The sequence below is a fragment of the Pseudomonas sp. A0308 genome (assembly GCF_044218815.1).
GTDB classification, from domain to species: Bacteria; Pseudomonadota; Gammaproteobacteria; order Pseudomonadales; family Pseudomonadaceae; genus Aquipseudomonas; species Aquipseudomonas iridis.
Genome location: NZ_CP162581.1, coordinates 222,544 through 240,996, shown reverse-complemented (window position 1 = coordinate 240,996; position 18,453 = coordinate 222,544). Strand labels below are relative to the sequence as shown.

The following is an 18,453-nucleotide window of genomic DNA, read 5'->3' as shown; positions in this document are numbered from 1 at the left end:
TTGGTTTCTGCACATTTATCCAGAAGTGGCAAAGCGGAACAATGACTTCAGCGTACAGGGGGGAGCTTTTCCTCCTAAGCACTTCAAAATTGCTGGAGAAAGACAATGAAAGCGTGGCTTCTGAAAGATTTTGGCTTAGAGAATTTGGTACAGGGCGAAACGGAAACCCCCGTGCCCCAAGCTGGTGAGCTGCTGGTTAAAGTAGGCGCCGTATCACTGAATTTCCGGGACAAGGCCATCGTTGACGGTATCTACGAACCTCACATGGTGCCCAAGCCGCTGATCCCCGTCAGCGATGCGGCAGGGACTGTCGTGGCAGTTGGTGATGGTGTCAGCCGCTTCGCTATTGGAGATCGGGTCAACTCACACCTCTACTCGCGCTGGTTGGACGGCATGCCCGGGCCAGATGAACCCAACTACTGCTTCGGCTCACCATTGCCTGGTGGTCTTGCTGAATACATGATCATCCATGAAGACAGCGCGGTACGTGCCCCCGACGACATGTCGGATGAGGAAGCAGCGACCCTTCCAATTGCTGCTCTGACGGCATGGTATGCGCTCGTCGATTATGGCCAGATCGAGGCCGGCCAAACCGTTTTGGTTCAAGGATCTGGAGGTGTTTCTGTTTTTGCGGCACAAATAGCCACAGCTCTGGGGGCCAAGGTTATCGTCACCTCCAGCCGTGATGCCAATCTGGACGCTGTAAAAAAACTGGGCGCTGTTGCTGGTGTGAATTATCGCACCACCCCTGAGTGGGCAGAGGAAGTGCTGAAGCTCACTGACGGTAAGGGAGTAGATCTCCTGCTGGATGTGGCAGGCGGTGACGGCATCAATCAATCGATTGCTGCAACAAAGGTAGGTGGACGTATCGCACAGATCGGCTTTCTGACAGGCCAAACCTCTGCCCTGAACCTGATGCCTATGATTTTCCGACAAACAACGATTCGCGGCATAGCTGTTGCTCCACGCTCGTCATTTGACCGAATGAACGAATTCTTGAATGAGCACAAGATTCGTCCGGTAATCGACCACGTGTATCCATTCGATCAAGCACGCGAAGCGTACGAACATTTGGCCAAAGGCGCCTTTGGTAAGGTAGTAATCAAAGTCGCGCAGGATTAAGCATCTTGGCGTTACGCCGCAAATTTCCGCATTGAATATACGCGGTTAGATGGCCACACCAATTGTGTGGCAGCAGATCGGTAGTCTCACTCGCCCGCTGCGACGGCAGGCGAGTGAGCACGCCCTTCAAATAATCACTCGGATCAATCTCGCTAAGCCGTGCAGACTTGATCAAGCTCATGATAGTAGCCGCCCATTTGCCGCTGCGTAACGACCCTGCATTCGTACCATAGCCCATGGCCGGATCTGGCTCTCTGCCCAATTATTATCAATAGATACAGCCCCGTCATCGAGGTAGCGCGACAGTGCTGCCCAGCGTTTTAGTCTGTAATCAAGCGTTCTGCGGATGGCCGAACATTCCGGTACGAGCTCTCGCTGGCGATCATCCAAGTGTGCGGCCTCTCCATGACGGGGACGGTTTTTTCCTGGTGTATTTGGCGCCGTAGATCCGGCTTCAGGTCGCGGGCTTCGCGTTCGATTTCGAATGGTAGCTGTATGTAGCGCAGGACTTTTTCAGCGAGCATGCGCCTGCTGGTGGCGTGTAGCTCCAAGAACTTGCGCCGGGCGTGGCCACAAGCTTGGACGAAAGGGAGTCATCGTGAATAAGAGGGAACGCCCAGTAAAAATCTGCGCGACCTGCGGTCTTCCCTTTATGTAGGGAAAGAAATGGGCACGCTGCTGGGAGGAGGTTCGCTACTGCTCGGAGCTCTGCCGGCGAAGCAAAAGCTGAACAAACAAAAATCCTTAAAGGGGCCGATATTACCTAGGACACTATTACGAGAGGTTCAAACCCATACCCTCAAACGGCAAATCATTCGTTATAAAGAACATAGTAAAGCCGTTACGGCTTTTTGCCATTATTTCCCCCTGTATTCCCGGTAGGTATTCTTCCGAAATGAAATGACGAGGAGCGCTGGTTAGTGCCGTCCAGCTTGCAGGCTACGAAAGAGCTGCCCCCCTAGTCGGCGTAATCGCCTCAAAGAAGACCCGCTGATCTGATTCAGTGTGCCAATATTTTCAAGCTGCTACCTTGGATTACAAAAGCTCCTCAAAGGATGAATATGCGACTTTCAGATTTTATCCTCAAAAATCTTGAGCTTATTCTGCAAGCCTGGGAGCAATTTGCCAGATCCGTAGATACAGCGATGCCGCCGATGGACTCGCGTGGATTGAGGGATCATGCAGAGTACATTTTGAGGAATGTAGCGAGTGATATGCGGAGGACGCATTCTCCGCTGCCACGGGGTGTCGAATCCCAAAAGCTGGAGGCCACTCCTGAGGATGTCACCGCAGCCCAAGCTCACGCGCAGACTCGCCTTATAGCGGGTTTCACGCTTGATCAGATGGTCTCCGAATATCGCGCCCTCCGTTCGAGTGTACTTAGACTTTGGCTGGCTCGGGGGTACGCGGGTGAAGACCATCAAGTTGAGGACATGATTCACTTCAACGAGGCTGTAGATCAAGCGCTGGTAGAGGCAGTCACCGCCTATGGTATAGCGGCAGAGAAAACGCGAAAGACAGTCCTAGGCGTATTGGGCCACGATCTGCGCACTCCATTAGGCGCTGTGACACTGGGCGCCGATCTGCTGAGGCAGAGTGAAGAATTGGGTAGCCATGGGAAAAGATTAATTTCCCAGATTTCCCTCAGTGCCCAAAACGCCAACCAGATGGTGAACGACCTGCTCGACCTGGCACGCTGCAACCTTGGTACCGGCATCCCTGTACGACCGGAAAAGGCTGATCTCGCGTCCATTTGTAAATCTGTCGTCGATGAACTCTCAATTGCCCATCCCAGCGCGAAAATCCTTTTCAACAAGCCAGGCCCGCTAAAGGGCCATTACGACCCCCAGCGCATCGCTCAAGCCTTCTCAAATCTCATTGGTAACGCCGTGCGCCATGGCGATTCACAGCAGCCCATCAATGTCTCATTAGGCGTTGAAAGCACCAGTACGTTTTTTAGCGTGCAAAATTATGGTGAACCGATTCCCTCCAGTGTGCTATCCACGCTTTTCGATCCGGAGGGTCGCTATTCCCGACATTCCAATAATGATAAAGGAGTATCTTCAGGGCTCGGCTTGGGGCTGTTCATCGCGGCTCAGATTGTAGAAGGCCATGGAGGAACCATTGAGGTCGAATCGACGCTGGAGAAAGGAACGCTTTTCCGCGTCGTATTGCCCCTTGGCTGATGACCAACGTTCAGAATTATGCCCGACGAGTAATCTAAATTATTTGCTTTGCTGTCTATCGATAGCTTTGGTCACAACCGGGATTATCGACACCGTTAAGGGTTGATAATCAAGCAGGGGCCAAAAGGCTCCTGACTTCAGCGATCATCAAATCAATCTTGAATGGCTTGGCCAGTACGGCATTGAACAAGTCAGACCTCTGCATGCCGATGTGTGCTTGTGCGCCGCTCATCAAGATAATCGGCAGGTGACTTACGGATGGTAAGGCACGCACGGCTGTGGCGAACTCGAGACCATCCATGACGGGCATCATGAAGTCCGTAATGATCAGTGATGGTCGCTCGCGCTCCAGTACCTCAAGCCCTATCTGCCCATTGCTGGCTTTCACGACCATGAAGCCCTCGTCCTCCAGCGCATAGCCAAGAATATCTGCGATCAAATACTCGTCGTCGACGACCAAGATGGTGGTCATGTCAATTCAACCCGAATCCAAGACTTAGGATGTAGAACCAGGCAGCGCTGAATGATTAGAAACTGGCGGTTCATTTCTTGAAGCCTTTTTCAGGTCAACGTCTTGGTCACGGATGACGACCTCGAATCGCGAGGGGTCATAAGAGCTATCTCGTACTTTAAGAATTGAAATTGTTCTGCTTAGTTCAGAGTAATTCTCGAAGAAGCGCATGAGTATGAGGTTATCAACGATGCTGGACAGATCGGAGTTCGGAGCGCTGACCTCGGAGCCGAATAAATCTCGCATCTCCCATGAGGCCAACACCGTTACCCCCCTGGATCGCAACTCGTTCATCAAAGCACTGTAGAAGTCGGTGATTCGCGCAGGGTTCGTCGAAACCCGCGTCATCCCGCTTAGGCTATCGATGAACAAACGCTTGATGCCTTTTTCCTCAACCAAACTTAACAGCCGTGCGCCCAAGCCATCCAGCAGGCCTTCGGTGGTGGGTTGCCAAGCAATACTCAGCGCACCGCTCCGTTCCATTCCTTTGATGTCGATCCCAAGCGATTGACCCTTTAGGCGCAAACGCTCTGGGCTTTCATAGAAGCCGAAATGAAGTCCAGGGGCATCAACGGTCGACTCGCTTAGAAACTTAAGGCCCAAGGTTGTTTTGCCGATTCCGGAGGGCCCCATGAGTAGCGTCACGCTGGAACTGTACAATCCGCCGCCGAGAATGATGTCCAATGAGGCAACACCACTGGCGATGCGCGTCATATCGGCGCTGTCATTTGACGAAGGGCGACTGTAAAGGGTCTCCAAGCGTGGATAGACCACCAAGCCGTGGTCGTTGATCTCACACTCATGAAGCCCGGTCAGGGCCCCGCTACCGCGAGTCTTGCGAAGTTGGATACGGCGCACGGAGCGGGTGCCATACAGCTCTTCGCCCATTTCAATGACGCCGTCGACCATCGTGTGCTCAGGGCTGCCGTCGTCTAGCCGGGAACTGGTCAGGAACAACACAGTACAGCCGGCGAATGCGGCATGGCCTTGAAGCTCGGAGATAAATTTCTTGGTGTCGATGGGGGAGTCGGCTTTGGAGCGCGCATTGAGCAATCCATCCACCACCATCACGGTAGCTTTCTGGCGGCTGATCTCCCGTCGCAGCAACTTTACGACTTCATCGAGCCCCTCATTCTCCAGGGTGTCGAAAGCGCTGACAAACTGGATTTCAGCCCCCACCATGGACGCATCGAAAAAGCTCAATGTCGAAAGAAATTGGAAAAGGCGATCATGGGACTCGGCAAGCAATGTAGCGACCAAAACTCGGCCACCATTTCGGGCATGATGGAACCCCAGTTGATTGGCCAAGATGGTTTTACCAGACCCCGGACGACCCTGAATAATATAGGAAGAGCCTGAGACCAGACCTCCCTTGAGCAGAGCATCCAGTCCTTCGATTCCGCTTTGAAGGCGATTTAGCGTTTCCACATTGCGACCCTGATCTGAAACAGGCTGTTGAAGCCGAATATGTGAATGCTAACTCCATTTTCACGTGGGAGCCATCTCACTTTCAGACCCTAGATGAGAGGAGAAATACTTTCTGATACGTGAATTCCATTGATACTGGGGACAACGAAACCGTTGATCGACGCAATGGGCAAACGGATCCACATCCGCCATCACGGTCTCTTCAGTAGAGTACAACCGCTGGATATTTTGAGCCGCTAGGGGGGAGAAGAAAGCGCCGGGAATGCTAGCCTTGGACATCATTCAGTAGCCTCCCAGGGCGGTACACCATCGCGCCCGTGCATAGCCGCTGTGGAATCATACGATCCCGCGAACGCGCAGATCTGCGCTGCGAATTGAATCCTGCGCGACACACCGCTGCTACTTTGCAACCTGAATTAGACTCGCGTGTACGCTTTGCAGTGGGCCGTGCGCCTGATTCTGGCCTCCTCTTTCAACTCGGCCACCAAGGTTGCGATTGCTTGGCTGTTGACCAGCTTGGTTGAATCTAAACCGACGACCGTAAGCTGTTCCCTTTCTGTACTGGCGTCGAGCAACTGAACAGTCATGCGATTGTCCGCGAATATGGAGCAAATGCATTTGGCAGGCAGGAATGCTGTCTCAATAATGTGTCTTAGTTCTAAGTGTGAAAGCATGTGAAATCCCTCTACATTAATCCTTACGCTCATAGCGATTTGAGATGAGAATAAAACTTATAAATCTAAATTCGTTTCGAAGGTTGTCCCGAAGCCGGCGACAAATCTCCGCGACTCAGATCTTCCACAGAACGCGTATAAGCCAACGTGGCCACCTGTATTAAAATTTTCCTCTCTTCCGTACCGATGATTCCCTTTTCTCGAAAATTGTCAGCTAAGCGCAGTAATTCGTCGTATTGATCCTGCGCACCCATTCGGGCTTCCGGATTCACAAGCAACTCATGCCAAGTGGAAAAGGCCTGCACCTTCGGGTCGTCGTTCATGATCAAATCTCCACAGTGATATGAACAATGGATGCCCGTACGCATTGAGGGTTTCCCTTTACACGACGTGCGGTAGTCGATCTCCATATTGCTTCCCTCGAGGACTCATGGTGTCGAAGCTAGACCTACACCAGTCCCTTCTCTTTAAGATCAAGCAGGGCGAGGCTCACGCCAAAAGGGGCCGCAGTGACAATTGATTTGAACGCAAGCCCTTAAGAGCTTTCTATCTAGGTATATGGGCATCGGTAACCAAGGCAATCGTCGTTTGTTATCGACGCCTGGAAGCTAAAGGGACGGAAGATCAGCGCAATGAATAGAGGTAATAGCCAGCGAAAATTTTTCACCGCCCTCAGACCATCTTTGATTCTGACCGGCCTCGGCTTGCTGACTGCGTGCGCCGTTAACACCACACCGTCCTATGTCGTTGCACCGGGTGAGGAAAAGACAGCCACTACGCGCGCACTGGATACCGGTGCCGCTCTACTTCAATCGCGCCCGCCCATCGATGAACTCAATGCCTACCTGGATGGTTTCCATTTTTACAGTGGTCATCCCGACGCTCAAATGGAGGCTCATCACTATTGCTCCATTCTCAATGAGCAGGTGATCCAGTGCGTGATCTATGATGGAAATCGCAAGGATGCGAAGCTCATGGGGGTGGAATACATCATCGATGAGCAGCTATTTGCTAAATTGCCGAACGCTGAAAAAGCGCTTTGGCACAGCCATGTTCATGAAGTGAAGTCGGGCCAACTGATTGCTCCCGGCATTCCGGACGTTGCAGAACATGCGCTTATGGAAAAGCTCATCCATACCTATGGCAAGACTTGGCATACGTGGCACACCGACCTCAACAAAGACCTACCGCTAGGCGTACCGCAACTGATGATGGGATTCACAGCTGATGGCCAGATCAACCAGCAACTGGTAAGCGACCGGGATAAAAGATTTGACGTCGATAGCTCTCGGAAAAAGAACGCCCGTGCAGCCATCCCTGTCCCTCCTATAGACCCAGGTGCTGATGCTTGGCGTAATGGAAAGGGCTTTCAAATCGAAGATCCGACTGGCAATGAGCAGCGGCACTGAATCATCAAGCTGACTGGCTAGCCTTTGGACTTTTCGCGAGTCAGCACTGCCAGAAAAACCAATCACAGGTTCCGTCTAGGGTGATAGATGGGGCAGCTCTGGCGCTGCGTCCGTGTACGTTCAACGAGATGGCCATGGCGACCACTGCCACGCGCTTACGGGATTTATAGCTAGCTGAGTGGTTGCCACCCTTGGAACAAAGATAGAGATTGCTCGCGATCCTTAATCTGGGAGAACCCAACATTCCAGGGTTAGGTAGGCCGCAGAAAATGGAGATTCGGCTAAGCTCGCAATAGGTTTATGAAGCTAGGTTGGTCAGGGAAGATCGTTATGGCATGTAATTTTGCCTCAATGACCATTTGCTAGAACTTCGGTGCATCGCCTGTGGCTTCCGCAATGGTGGCCAAAGCCTCCTCCATATCGGCGATGTTGTCTTGAAGCTTCTGAAAAACCAACAGGAAAGCGCCGTCCACATCCACGGTCTGGTGGCCACGAAGCGCACCTACTCTTTCATCCTCCATCTGCTGAAGAAGGTTGACGCTCTCTCGCAGAGCCAACAGCTGATCAAAGATGGCGCCGATTTGAGCTTGGCTTTGTGCACTCATTGATGCCACCCAAGCCTTGAATTGATCTCCCTTCGATAGGACGTATCGATCTGAGCCGGCACCCGCCTAATGTAGTCCCGCGCGTGCTCCTGCGCATCTGCACTCAAACCAGCAAGATATGAAACGGCGTCATCAACAGTTGGGATCAAACCTTCAATGTCTTCGAATTTGGGCGGCAGTGCAGTCCAAATGACTGCGTCCAATTGGTGAAGGAGTGCCCATTCGGCGATTACTCCCACTGGGGAGCTACTGGTGGTAAAAACACCGATTCCATCCTCCCTGTCCTCTGGAATTTGCTCTCGGACACGCAAGGCCTCGCATGCCTCTTCAAGGTTTTCTACATGCAACACTGCCCAGAGAACGGTGCAAGGATGCGCATTCGCGCAGATCGCCGTCGCGAGCTCTCCACCATCACCGACTCGCGCGAATTCGATGGGCAAATCGGGCCCATCCAAAAACCATTTGCTTGCGAGCGGTAATGCTCCAGGTTTCCAAATCAGGGATCCCCATCCTAGACATGCAATTACCATTGAAGAGTCCCTATGGTTAGACATGCGCGGGCGGGATCGGAAAGCGAACTTCTGGTAAAACTGACTTCTTTGATAAGGATCGAAAGTCTTCTTCGCAGCCGCCCATTAATTTGGATTCGAATCAGCCTTTTGTTTTCCTAGGGTCGGCGGCACGAGGAAAGGTACGTTCCTCTTGAATCGTCCCATCCTCTTTGTGGATTTTCAGAGAGGCTGTTTTACCTTGCAGAAATTCGCTGGCTATTTCAGTGATTTCCGCTTTCGTAGGGGCCGTCTTGGAAGCACGTTGCGCGCCCTCTTTGACAAGCTCCCAAGCGTTTTCTTTTTTCGTGATGTGGTAGTTATCCATGGATCACCTCGACATGATTAATCGACAACAGCTAGTAAGGTTGACCATCGTCGAACTGGAGAGTTTGAAAGGATTGGCGAAGAAACTAATGCTGCCTACGACTGCGTGTGCGCCCCCCACAACGACGTTAACGAGCGGATTAATTGACCTAGGTGCGCTCCAGGCTAGCCTTGGCGTTTCGGTTTGCGAACCTCGGTGCCATCTCTTCATCCTCATACCGCCGGCTAAGAAATTCACGGATCAAGACGGCAGTTCGGCTAGCGCTGGTCACCACAAAGAAGTGCCCCTCTCCCTTCAGAAGGCGAAGTTCTGAACGTCGAATTGTGCGGCGCAGGATATGGGCGTTGTATGCCTGTATTAACGGATCGCGGTCGCCGGTAAGAATCAGCGTGCGTTGAGGAAGCCGGGACAACCGAAGCAGGCTTGTCCATCCGATCAAGGCTGCGAGCTGGAAATAGTAGGTTTGCGGATTAACAGAGAGCATGCCTTTCATCACACCGAACCGCAGCAATGTGTGAATTGAATTGCGGGAGCTATCTTGCTCGCGCATTTTGGCGTTTTTACTCGTACGGAAAAAATCCATAACGTCAGCAGGCTTCATCAACAGCACTGGGCCGGGAGAGGTTGCCGCGAGGATCAGCCTGCGTACCATGCTCGGGTGACGAAGAGCGAATTCTTGAGCCAATGCACCTCCCCAGCTCACCCCGAACACATCGACCTGGTCGATTCCCAATTGCTGGAGCATCTCTGCAATCACGTCGGCATGGCGTGGCAGGCGAATGGGCCAACGGGGCATTTGCGACTTGCCGACCCCTGGCACGTCCAGCGTGATGGTCATGAAGTTGTCCAGTTCATCGCGCAGCGAATCGAAGGTACGAATCAAGCCACCCAGACCATTGAGCAAAAGCAGCGGCGAGCCCTGACCGCAGATCGAAACGTTCAACTGCAAGCCCTGCGTGGTTAGCCTGTGGTTTGCCATGATTTCTCCATGCTGCACGCAACTGGGAGGCAGTGTAGATGAGAGTTAGCAGGAGGGTCTGAAGAGCAATGCAGCTGCTTCCCTCATAAAAATCTCAATGGTTTTCGGCCCAATCCCTTCAAATTCAGATAGCCGCTTTTCGAAGGCCTTACGATCTGCGCTTGCCGCGACGATGTTGCTGACCTTGCCGTGATATTCAGCATTCATCTTGTTAGCCAATGCCAATAACCGCGACGCGGTGGTCTCGTCGTAACGGACGTAGTGAGCCTCACCAAGCATCATGACCAACTGGCGGTGAGTGCAACTCGCCAATTTGTGCGGCGTATCCCGATGGTGTTTCACGACGATCACCTGGTACGCCTTGGCGGCAATCGACCCCTGGATTCTTTTGCCCATCAGGAAACTGGCGATCAGCCATTTGAACAAACCGGGTTCGTTCGCACTTTGAAGGTCAATTTGTAAGTCATGTGCGCTGATGATTTTGCTCACTTGATCAACCTTCAAATAATGTCTCAATGTAGACCCGGCGCTAGCGCGAATGATCCAACTGAGCGAGGCACCAATAAAGGAACCCTTCCTCTTGTGCGACGCCTAATGTTTGACCCCTAGGATTTGAGATAGACGAAATGCACATATCCGAGACAGTTCAAGTCATGGAATCGCTATCAGCCCACGATGCAAACCTTAAGCTTCGCGAAGGCTGGTCATTGATTTCTGTGGTCGTCACAACCCACCCAAATGGTCAGCTGCATCCTTGCTACATTCTCGGCAAATCGAAAACCTCATCCAGCCATCAAGGGCCCGATTGAATAGGGCGGCATCGATATAGAAATTCACTTTGCTGAACCGTAACGGAGGAAAACTTGGCTTATCTGGATTGGATTCAATGGCCCGCGATGGTTGTTACCGTTCTCGCTGCATGGCTAATCGGATCGCAGCGGCCAGGAAGGCGGATGATTGGGTTTGTATGCTTCAGTGTGAGCAACGTGTTGTGGGTGATTTGGGGACTTGACGCAGACGCGTATGCATTGATCGTATTACAGGTTTGTCTATTCCTGATGAACCTTCGAGGGCTAAAGAAAAATTCGAAGGGTAAAGAAAACGAGCAGTCTCAGGATTGACGGTGACCATCGAAATTCTTCTTAAAGCCACGCGCATTCATCCCCAAAAGGATGCACTCAAGGAGGATCAGTGCGTAGGCATCAGCGTGAAGCCCCCAGATCACCCAAAGCGCATTACCGGTGATAAATCCCCAAAAGGCGATCATGCGCCGGTGCGCTCGTTGCGAACCGATGAACCACGCTGAGGCTATGACAACACCGATTATTAACGTCACCTCCGACGACCTGAGTTACTGACTCCTGCAGTCGACCCACTTCCGCTCCATTAGGTTTAAAAAATTACGAACGTACCAACATAGGCGACCGCTAGTCATTTGCGTCGATATCACTCTGAACTTACTTTCCTCGATCCTCCTCTCCCACTTACCATCCAGCTGAAGTAGGTAAGACGTTATGAGAGCACTCACCTATCACGGCGCGCACAGCGTCAAAGTCGACACGGTTCCCGATCCGGTTATCGAGGAAAGTGATGACATCATTCTTCGAGTTACCGCGACGGCGATATGCGGATCTGACCTCCATCTCTATCGAGGAAAGATCCCAACTGTCGAGCATGGCGATATCTTCGGGCATGAGTTCATGGGGATCGTCGAAGAGGCAGGCTCAGCGGTCACCGCCGTACAGCCAGGCGACCGCGTGGTAATTCCCTTTGTAATCGCCTGCGGCAGCTGTTTCTTCTGCGCGATGGATCTGTTTGCGGCCTGCGAAACAACAAATACGGGGCGCGGAGCGATCATAAATAAAAAGGCGATACCACCAGGAGCCGCGCTGTTCGGCTTCAGTCATATGTATGGCGGTGTGCCTGGCGGGCAAGCCGAATACGTGCGCGTGCCGAAAGCCAACACCGGGCCGTTCAAAGTGCCGGGGACGCTGTCGGATGAAAAGGTTCTTTTCCTTTCAGACATCCTTCCAACTGCTTATCAGGCTGTAACGAACGCAAGGATTGGTAACGGCTCAAGCATCGCCATCTACGGTGCAGGCCCCGTCGGATTGTTGAGCGCGGCGTGTGCAAGGATGCTCGGTGCCGACCAAATTTTTATGGTCGATCACCATCCTTACCGCTTGGCTTACGCGCAGAAAACATATGGTGTAATTCCGATCAACTTCGATGAGGACGACGATCCTGCAGATACGATCATTCGGCAAACCAAAGGAATGCGGGGAGTTGATGGCGTGGTGGATGCAGTTGGGTTTGAAGCAAAAGGTAGTACGACGGAAACCGTTCTCGCGACACTCAAGCTTGAGGGAAGCAGCGGTAAAGCTTTACGTCAGTGTATCGCTGCGGTCAGACGCGGAGGCGTTGTAAGCGTACCAGGCGTCTATTCTGGGTTCATTCATGGCTTTCTTTTCGGTGATGCTTTCGACAAGGGGCTGACCTTCAAAATGGGTCAGACCCATGTGCATCGTTTCCTACCTGAGCTCCTCGACCACATCGAGACAGGTCGTCTCTCACCGGAAGTCATCATCAGCCATCGCATGTCACTGGAACAGGCCGCCGAGGGATATAAGATTTTCGATAAAAAAGAGGAGGATTGCCGAAAGGTGATTCTGACTCCCGGAACAAATTATGTAGTTGAACCGGAGATCGATGCAAGCACGACTGCCATGACTAACTAGAGCTCATAGAGCATCAAGGACGAGACTACCCGGGACTTCATCGGGCGTCTCGTCTTGGCGTTTGTGGTTAGTTTAAAGTGAAAGTCATCGCCTCCACGTCCGTCTCATGTTGTTTCATGACACTTGACGAGTTCTACCAATCTAACGCCATCGATTGAACCCTACTCCGCTGGTTCATTGGCCCCTGCGTGACAGCAATCGCATCATTAGAGACGGCATGAAGCAAGGAACCATCACTCCATGGCGTTGAACTCATCTGTCGTGGGTGTCGTCTAGCATACAAATGAAGCACAAAAATTATGCTTTAAATACCTGGCGTCAGAGGACATATCCATGACCAAGCGCGCACGTTTGAATTACTTAAACGACACCCTTTTTGGCCCTATCGCCAAAACTATTGATTGCGACGTAGTCATCACTCCCATCACGCCAGGTGCCTTTCAGGTGCAGGTGCTATCCCCAGTACCTGATGATCTACACAAGGCTCACTCCTTGACCATGATTCTCTCTTCGGGAGAACGCTTGAACGGTACGGTGGCCCACGCCCGCAGACTGGATAATACTGATTTGGAGTTGCAGATCAATGTATGAAATTCCATTGCCACATCAGGGTTTCGGAGATCCTTGAATGAACAAACCGCGAGCTGAGACAGCTACCGTCCAAACCCTGATGTTTGAACGCAACCAATGGGTTCCCAACAACCCGAGCCTGCCGGCACTCATTTACCCCAACGCGATTGCAATTCAGGGCGATGATCCAGCTGTGCTGTTCGAGCAAACCTTCATCGCCAATGGCTGGCCACCACAATGGCGATATGGGATTTACAGCTACCACCACTACCATGCCGAAGGTCATGAAGTGCTTGGCATCGCCAGCGGTCGAGCTAGGCTGATGCTGGGCGGCCCGGAGGGTCATGTACTTGAAGTCAGTGCAGGCGACGTATTGCTATTGCCTGCCGGCACCGGCCATTGCAATTTAGATTCAAGTGAAGATTTTCTGGTAGTCGGTGCCTATCCGCCGGGGCAATGTGCAGATATCTGCCGAGAGGCCCCCACCAATGCTCAACTGGCGAGCATCGACACGCTGCCGTTTCCCGACCAGGATCCGGTGCAAGGGTCGCAAGGCGCCGTACACCGGTATTGGGCTGGCCAGCGTTGAGTTGAGAAGTCAATCACGAACGGCGCGAACCTTTCCGCTGAACACTCTGAAGCCGTAGGTGTTGTAGAGGAGCGTCACCGGGATCAGCACGGCGAACCCGACCAACATGAAAATCTGACTGGTGGGACTTGAAGCTGCCTGTCGCAAGGTCAGGTTAGGCGGGACAATCAACGGAAAGAGCGCTGCGATCATCAATGCGAACGCCAAGATGAAAATTCCCAGTGCGGTGAATAGCGGCAGATATTGCCGGCGGCTTCGAAAGCTCAAGGCGAAACTGAACAGCAATGCAGTAAGCAGCATTGCCGCCGGCAACCAGATAAGTCGATTGGAAAGCCGTTGCGCATATTGAGCATCCAGCGTCGCTGTCCAGACCACCAGCACGGCCAAAAGCATTATGGTCACGATGGCCAACGCCCTTGCCTGTCGACCTGACCTACATTGCAGATCGTCGACAGTACGCCAATACAGCCAGCAGGCGCCCAACCACATATAACCCACTACGAGCACAGCGCCGCAATACAGCGGAAATAGGCCCCACCACTCCCAGCCGCTCCCGCTGTACTGCCCATCCTGATTCGGCACCCCTTGTACAAGCGTTCCCAACACAATCCCCTGAGTTGCCCCAGCCAGCAGTGAACCTATCAGCAGCAAGCCATCGACCATGCGCTTCATACGACAGCTTCTCGAGTAATCACGAAATTCCAGCGCGACCGCGCGAAGAATTAATGCCAGGAACATCGCGATAAACGGCCAATAAAGCGCCGGCAGCAGGACAGCGTAAGCCAGCGGAAACAACGCCAGCAGACCGCCGCCACCGAGCACTAACCACGTTTCGTTAGCGTCCCAAATCGGAAGGATAGTCACCGCCATGGTACGTCGGTGCTTACTGCAACGAGTAAGGCCCAGCAGCACCCCCACACCAAGATCAGTGCCATCCAACAGCACGTAGTTCAAAACCGAAAACCCCAGTGCGGCAGCGGACAATAGCGTTACCCAGTCATTGTCCATCATGGATGTTTACCCTCGGATTTACCCGTTTCGTCAGCCAAAGAGGGTTGAGGCCCAGGCTCGTCTTCGTGAGGTGGCTCCCGCAAAAGTCGCAGCAGTACCCAGAAACCCACGCCGAAGATCACCAGATAAAACGACAGGATTGTCCACGTTGCCCCTACCACCTGCTGACGAGACACCGAAGACAGACTGTCAGCAGTTCGCATCAACCCGTAGACAGTAAAGGGCTGACGGCCTACCTCTGTCACAACCCAACCACTTAGCATCGCCAGAAATCCAGCAGGCGCCATTAGCACACTCCCTCGGAGCATCCAACGGGCAGAGTACAAGCGATGCCGCCAGCGTAATACCATACTGATTAACCCCTGCCCCAGCATCAACAGCCCCAATCCGACCATGACACGGAAAGCGAAGAACACGGGTGGCACAGGTGGTATGTCCTCAGGCGGGAATTCATCAAGCGCTTTAATTGTGCCGCTCAGGTCATGCCGCAAGTACAACGAAGCTACGCGCGGAATCGCTACTTCCCAATGGTTGCGTCGCTCAGCCATATCTGGAATGGCGAATAAACGTAATGGTTCCCCCTCTCCTACCGCCGGTCGTGTCCAGGAACCTTCGATGGCTGCAACCTTTTGTGGCTGAACTTTAAGGCTGTGCTCACCATGCAGATCGCCCACCAGTAGTTGCACAGGCGTCAGCAACGCAACCACCCACAACGCCATGGAGTAGGCAAGCCGGGCTCGCGGGTTCTGTGGCACACGCATCAACTGCCAAGCGCTAACACCAGCTACCAGCGAGGCGCTGCCTATAATCGCGGCCAATGTCATATGCACAAGCCGGTAAGGGAACGAAGGATTGAAGATGATCGCCCACCAGTTTTCGGCAATAAAACGTCCACCGGCTCCAATTGAATAGCCGGCGGGTGTTTGCATCCAGGAGTTGGCTGAAAGGATCCAAAAGGCGCTGATCAAAGATCCAACTGCGACCGCGCAGGTGGCGAGGAAATGCAGCCTAGGGCCCACCTTCTTCAACCCGAACAACATGATGCCGAGAAAACCCGCTTCTAGGAAAAATGCCGCCAGTACCTCGTAGAACATCAACGGCCCAAGAATGTCTCCCGCCTGGGTCGAGAGGCGTGACCAATTCAATCCGAATTGGTACTCCAAAATCAGACCCGACGCTGTGCCTACCGCAACGGTGAGCGCAAACACTTTTAGCCAGTAAAGGTATACATCCAAGTAGATCCTTCGCCTGCGCCACAGCCACAGTGCCTCCAGCACCATGAGAAAATTGGCCAAGCCAATGGTGAAGGCTGCCAGCACGATATGAAAGCTTATGGTAATCGCGAACTGGGCACGCGCTGCCATAAGCGCCGAATCAATCGCATCCATACAGCCCTCTAATCATTGGCCTGCATTTGCGGAAATTTTCGTAACACAAGCTCGTAGCTTAGCTACGCGAAGAGTCAAATGGATGCATCGATACAGGCGTAGCACCTGTCTGAAAATATTGCCAGTTGACTCTTCCTGACTAATTGGCGGTCAAAAAAGTAAGGAAAATCGTTCTCACGCCGATTCTCGCTTCCTGGAACGTAAATTTACTTCATTTTTTTTCGTGCCGTTTTTATTAAAAAATTTATCGTTTCCATCGCACACGTCACTCTCGACGGAAGTTCGCTTGAGCGCTGTTTCAAGCTGCTCTCGAGCAAGAAACCAATAAAAAAGGTCAGCGTCCTCTGGGCAAGCATCCTTTACCCAGAGTGCATACGCCCTTTCGCGAATTACCGATTCATCAATCATCGTTTTCTCCTGCTTGGCTATCCTAGAGCTAGTTAGGAAAATTCGGCACCATGGATCAGCGCATCAAGCTCGCCATAACTGGATCGAGCTTGAATTGATCATAATTTTCTATCGAGGCTGGTCGACGAAATCTCGCCTCTGTCGACCAGCACGTTTGCTGATACCGTTTATTTAGAATTCATGGTCGCTGCTTGATTACCACCTTGCTCCGCAATCTTGGTCAGTTTCTCGTCCGCACCTTTTTCTTCAGTAAGCGTCGCTGCTAATAAAGCTGCCGCGTCGTCGAGCTTTAGATGCTTGGCCATTGCTATGAGGGTGCCGTAGGCAGCAATTTCATAGTGCTCCACCTTTTGAGCCGCACCGATTAGTGCGGCGTCGAGTACGGCGCCTTTGTCGATTTCTTCCAGCAGCTCTTTCGACTCTTCGACGAGCCCCTCCATGGCCACGCACTTCATGCGCTTCAGCTTGATACCGGTCAGCTCGACCAGTTGATCGATGCGCTCAATCTGGCCTTGGGTTTCTTCCAAGTGTGAGGTAAAGGCATCAGCCAACAATGGATTGGTCGCCGCTTTCGCCAAGCGCGGCAAGGCTTTGGTGATCTGCTTTTCCGCACTGTAAACATCAGAGAGTTCATGGATAAATAAGTCTTCGACAGTTTTTCTAGCCATTTCTAAACTTCCTTCTGGTCAGCATTAGCGGCGCCTGGTAAGCGTCCGCGTTGGATCAACATGCATGCAAAATTTGCCGTGCATAAAAACTGACCAGCCTGATTTAAAAGGCGTTCCGAAAATTTTCAGGGTTACGGATAAAAGGCTTGTCGCTAACCCAAAGCGGTATCGAGGAACATCATCACGCCAAATCCGAGCATCAGTCCTAAGGTCGCCGGGGTCTCATGACCATTGCGATGAGTCTCCGGAATGACCTCATGAGACACCACGAAAATCATGGCTCCAGCTGCCAAGCCGAGCGCAATGGGATAGCCCAATGCAAAGCTGCTAGAAATTCCCAATCCAACAATGGCGCCCATGGGCTCCATCAAGCCTGAACCCACTGCTATAAGCGCTGCATGAAGCGCTGAGATGCCTGTCACCCGTAGCGCCAGCGCGACAGCTAAGCCTTCGGGAATATCTTGAATGGCGATAGCGGTGGTCAGCGGGAGCCCAACCTTCATGTCGCCGTTCGCGAAGCTCACTCCAATGGCCATGCCTTCCGGCAAGTTATGCAATGTGATTGCGAGGACGAACAACCAAACACGATTGATACGCTGCGCGTCCGGCCCCCGGCGTCCGCTTTTCTCATGTTCGTGCGGGACAAAACGATCAAGCCCGACCATCAGCGCTACGCCTAGTCCCAATCCCGCAACAACTACGCAGGCTGCGAGCAACTGGTTACCGAAAAGCACCTGAGCTGCTTCGATACCAGGGAGAATGAGTGAGAACGAACTGGCGGCCAGCATCATGCCGGCTGCGAAGCCAAGCATGATGTCTTGGGTACGAGCGTTGATATCCCGTACCGCTATTGCTGCTACAGCTCCAAGAGCTGTAGCGGCGAAGCCCGAAAGGCCGCCCCAAAAAGCGAGGTAGAGATTTGCCTTGTTGGCGCCGACGAATGCTCCATAGCCCGCTGATCAGCAGGAAGACTGTCACAGCAATCAATATCGACCAGAAGACTCGTCCACCCCACCCGAAGTCCGAGAGGCGGGCGAGTAAGGAGCGAATTGGCGCGCCTGATGAGATCAATGGCTCGGGCATGGCAGCCTCTTATTTTCTTGAGTTCGTCTTCTCAGCGAATCCAGATAGCGACCGCAAGAACTGCCTGGATACACGCTGCGCGTCACGCTCGAAAGTGACGCTGGTGGAGTAGAATATCTCTGGAACTGTTAGATTTTGATGCGCCGATTTTTTGATAACCATGGTATGAGTCTCCTCCGAATCAGATGGAAAACCGCACGCCAGATGG

22 protein-coding genes and 3 pseudogenes are annotated in these 18,453 nt (G+C 52.6%); 9 read left to right on the top strand and 16 right to left on the bottom strand.

Annotated features, from left to right (window positions below):
- The first annotated feature begins 105 nt into the window (after positions 1–105).
- Complete coding sequence (locus AB4P92_RS01160) at positions 106–1,122, top strand: NAD(P)-dependent alcohol dehydrogenase (protein ID WP_200646018.1); 1,017 nt, start codon at positions 106–108, stop codon at positions 1,120–1,122.
- Here the strand turns inward: AB4P92_RS01160 and AB4P92_RS01155 are convergent.
- Both AB4P92_RS01155 and AB4P92_RS01150 read right to left on the bottom strand, forming a co-directional pair.
- Positions 1,103–1,303 carry a transposase domain-containing protein gene (locus tag AB4P92_RS01155; protein WP_395598694.1) on the bottom strand — a complete coding sequence of 67 codons (201 nt, stop codon included), beginning with the start codon at positions 1,301–1,303 and terminating at the stop codon, positions 1,103–1,105. The two genes, AB4P92_RS01160 and AB4P92_RS01155, sit on opposite strands and share 20 nt — an antisense overlap.
- Positions 1,300–1,646 (bottom strand): annotated as a pseudogene (locus AB4P92_RS01150) (transposase). Before AB4P92_RS01150 ends, AB4P92_RS01155 begins: the two are co-directional and overlap by 4 nt.
- Positions 1,647–1,720: 74 nt before the next feature.
- Between AB4P92_RS01150 and AB4P92_RS01145 the strand changes: the two are divergent.
- Positions 1,721–1,852, top strand: a pseudogene (locus AB4P92_RS01145) (DUF2256 domain-containing protein).
- A 331-nt stretch (positions 1,853–2,183) separates the two neighbouring features.
- Positions 2,184–3,308 carry a sensor histidine kinase gene (locus AB4P92_RS01140; RefSeq protein ID WP_200646017.1) on the top strand — a complete coding sequence of 375 codons (1,125 nt, stop codon included), beginning with the start codon at positions 2,184–2,186 and terminating at the stop codon, positions 3,306–3,308.
- A 109-nt stretch (positions 3,309–3,417) separates the two neighbouring features.
- Here the strand turns inward: AB4P92_RS01140 and AB4P92_RS01135 are convergent, their stop codons facing one another.
- From AB4P92_RS01135 to AB4P92_RS01120, 4 genes are all read right to left on the bottom strand, one after another.
- Positions 3,418–3,780 carry a response regulator gene (locus tag AB4P92_RS01135; RefSeq protein WP_200646016.1) on the bottom strand — a complete coding sequence of 121 codons (363 nt, stop codon included), beginning with the start codon at positions 3,778–3,780 and terminating at the stop codon, positions 3,418–3,420.
- Between the two features lie 24 nt (positions 3,781–3,804).
- Positions 3,805–5,247, bottom strand: a complete 1,443-nt coding sequence (locus AB4P92_RS01130) for an ATPase domain-containing protein (RefSeq protein WP_093543609.1) — start codon at positions 5,245–5,247, stop codon at positions 3,805–3,807.
- Between the two features lie 416 nt (positions 5,248–5,663).
- Complete coding sequence (locus AB4P92_RS01125; RefSeq protein ID WP_200646015.1) at positions 5,664–5,921, bottom strand: DUF1652 domain-containing protein; 258 nt, start codon at positions 5,919–5,921, stop codon at positions 5,664–5,666.
- Positions 5,922–5,986: 65 nt separating this feature from the next.
- Entirely contained in the window at positions 5,987–6,244 is a 258-nt protein-coding gene (locus tag AB4P92_RS01120) for a hypothetical protein (RefSeq protein WP_200646014.1), read from the bottom strand.
- 309 nt (positions 6,245–6,553) lie between these two features.
- Between AB4P92_RS01120 and AB4P92_RS01115 the strand changes: the two genes are divergently transcribed.
- Positions 6,554–7,330, top strand: a complete 777-nt coding sequence (locus AB4P92_RS01115) for an OBAP family protein (RefSeq protein ID WP_200646013.1) — start codon at positions 6,554–6,556, stop codon at positions 7,328–7,330.
- A gap of 362 nt (positions 7,331–7,692) precedes the next feature.
- Here AB4P92_RS01115 and AB4P92_RS01110 read toward each other — a convergent pair whose 3' ends face one another.
- The 5 genes from AB4P92_RS01110 to AB4P92_RS01090 form a co-directional block, all read right to left on the bottom strand.
- On the bottom strand, positions 7,693–7,935 hold the full coding sequence (locus AB4P92_RS01110; protein WP_200646012.1) for a hypothetical protein: 243 nt from the start codon (positions 7,933–7,935) through the stop codon (positions 7,693–7,695).
- Positions 7,932–8,465, bottom strand: coding sequence for a hypothetical protein (locus tag AB4P92_RS01105; RefSeq protein ID WP_395598693.1), 534 nt, complete (start codon positions 8,463–8,465; stop codon positions 7,932–7,934). Before AB4P92_RS01105 ends, AB4P92_RS01110 begins: the two co-directional genes overlap by 4 nt.
- A 121-nt stretch (positions 8,466–8,586) precedes the next feature.
- Positions 8,587–8,811 (bottom strand): DUF2188 domain-containing protein, encoded by a 225-nt coding sequence (locus tag AB4P92_RS01100; RefSeq protein ID WP_200646011.1) that lies wholly within the window; start codon positions 8,809–8,811, stop codon positions 8,587–8,589.
- Between the two features lie 148 nt (positions 8,812–8,959).
- Positions 8,960–9,790 (bottom strand): alpha/beta fold hydrolase, encoded by an 831-nt coding sequence (locus AB4P92_RS01095; RefSeq protein ID WP_200646010.1) that lies wholly within the window; start codon positions 9,788–9,790, stop codon positions 8,960–8,962.
- A 45-nt stretch (positions 9,791–9,835) separates the two neighbouring features.
- Positions 9,836–10,279 (bottom strand): DNA methylase, encoded by a 444-nt coding sequence (locus AB4P92_RS01090; protein ID WP_200646009.1) that lies wholly within the window; start codon positions 10,277–10,279, stop codon positions 9,836–9,838.
- Between the two features lie 407 nt (positions 10,280–10,686).
- Between AB4P92_RS01090 and AB4P92_RS01085 the strand changes: the two genes are divergently transcribed.
- From AB4P92_RS01085 to AB4P92_RS01065, 5 genes are all read left to right on the top strand, one after another.
- Positions 10,687–10,911 carry a hypothetical protein gene (locus AB4P92_RS01085; RefSeq protein ID WP_395599719.1) on the top strand — a complete coding sequence of 75 codons (225 nt, stop codon included), beginning with the start codon at positions 10,687–10,689 and terminating at the stop codon, positions 10,909–10,911.
- Between the two features lie 2 nt (positions 10,912–10,913).
- The gene (locus tag AB4P92_RS01080; protein ID WP_200646008.1) at positions 10,914–11,096 is read left to right on the top strand and encodes a hypothetical protein; all 183 of its coding nucleotides are present in this window, start codon (positions 10,914–10,916) and stop codon (positions 11,094–11,096) included.
- Between the two features lie 208 nt (positions 11,097–11,304).
- Positions 11,305–12,528 (top strand): zinc-dependent alcohol dehydrogenase, encoded by a 1,224-nt coding sequence (locus AB4P92_RS01075; protein ID WP_200646007.1) that lies wholly within the window; start codon positions 11,305–11,307, stop codon positions 12,526–12,528.
- 333 nt (positions 12,529–12,861) lie between these two features.
- Positions 12,862–13,119: a hypothetical protein gene (locus tag AB4P92_RS01070; protein WP_200646006.1), complete on the top strand. Its 258-nt coding sequence runs from the start codon at positions 12,862–12,864 to the stop codon at positions 13,117–13,119.
- Between the two features lie 37 nt (positions 13,120–13,156).
- Positions 13,157–13,687, top strand: a complete 531-nt coding sequence (locus tag AB4P92_RS01065) for a cupin (protein ID WP_200646005.1) — start codon at positions 13,157–13,159, stop codon at positions 13,685–13,687.
- A 9-nt stretch (positions 13,688–13,696) separates the two neighbouring features.
- Here the strand turns inward: AB4P92_RS01065 and cydB are convergent, their stop codons facing one another.
- The 5 genes and pseudogenes from cydB to AB4P92_RS01040 all read right to left on the bottom strand — a co-directional run bounded on the left by cydB (position 13,697) and on the right by AB4P92_RS01040 (position 18,245).
- Complete coding sequence (gene cydB, locus AB4P92_RS01060; protein ID WP_200646004.1) at positions 13,697–14,698, bottom strand: cytochrome d ubiquinol oxidase subunit II; 1,002 nt, start codon at positions 14,696–14,698, stop codon at positions 13,697–13,699.
- Positions 14,695–16,086 (bottom strand): cytochrome ubiquinol oxidase subunit I, encoded by a 1,392-nt coding sequence (locus AB4P92_RS01055; RefSeq protein WP_200646003.1) that lies wholly within the window; start codon positions 16,084–16,086, stop codon positions 14,695–14,697. Before AB4P92_RS01055 ends, cydB begins: the two co-directional genes overlap by 4 nt.
- 174 nt (positions 16,087–16,260) lie before the next feature.
- Positions 16,261–16,494, bottom strand: a complete 234-nt coding sequence (locus AB4P92_RS01050; RefSeq protein ID WP_200646002.1) for a DUF2934 domain-containing protein — start codon at positions 16,492–16,494, stop codon at positions 16,261–16,263.
- Between the two features lie 167 nt (positions 16,495–16,661).
- Positions 16,662–17,162 carry a ferritin-like domain-containing protein gene (locus AB4P92_RS01045; protein WP_200646001.1) on the bottom strand — a complete coding sequence of 167 codons (501 nt, stop codon included), beginning with the start codon at positions 17,160–17,162 and terminating at the stop codon, positions 16,662–16,664.
- 152 nt (positions 17,163–17,314) lie between these two features.
- Positions 17,315–18,245 (bottom strand): annotated as a pseudogene (locus AB4P92_RS01040) (ZIP family metal transporter).
- Positions 18,246–18,453 lie beyond the last annotated feature (208 nt).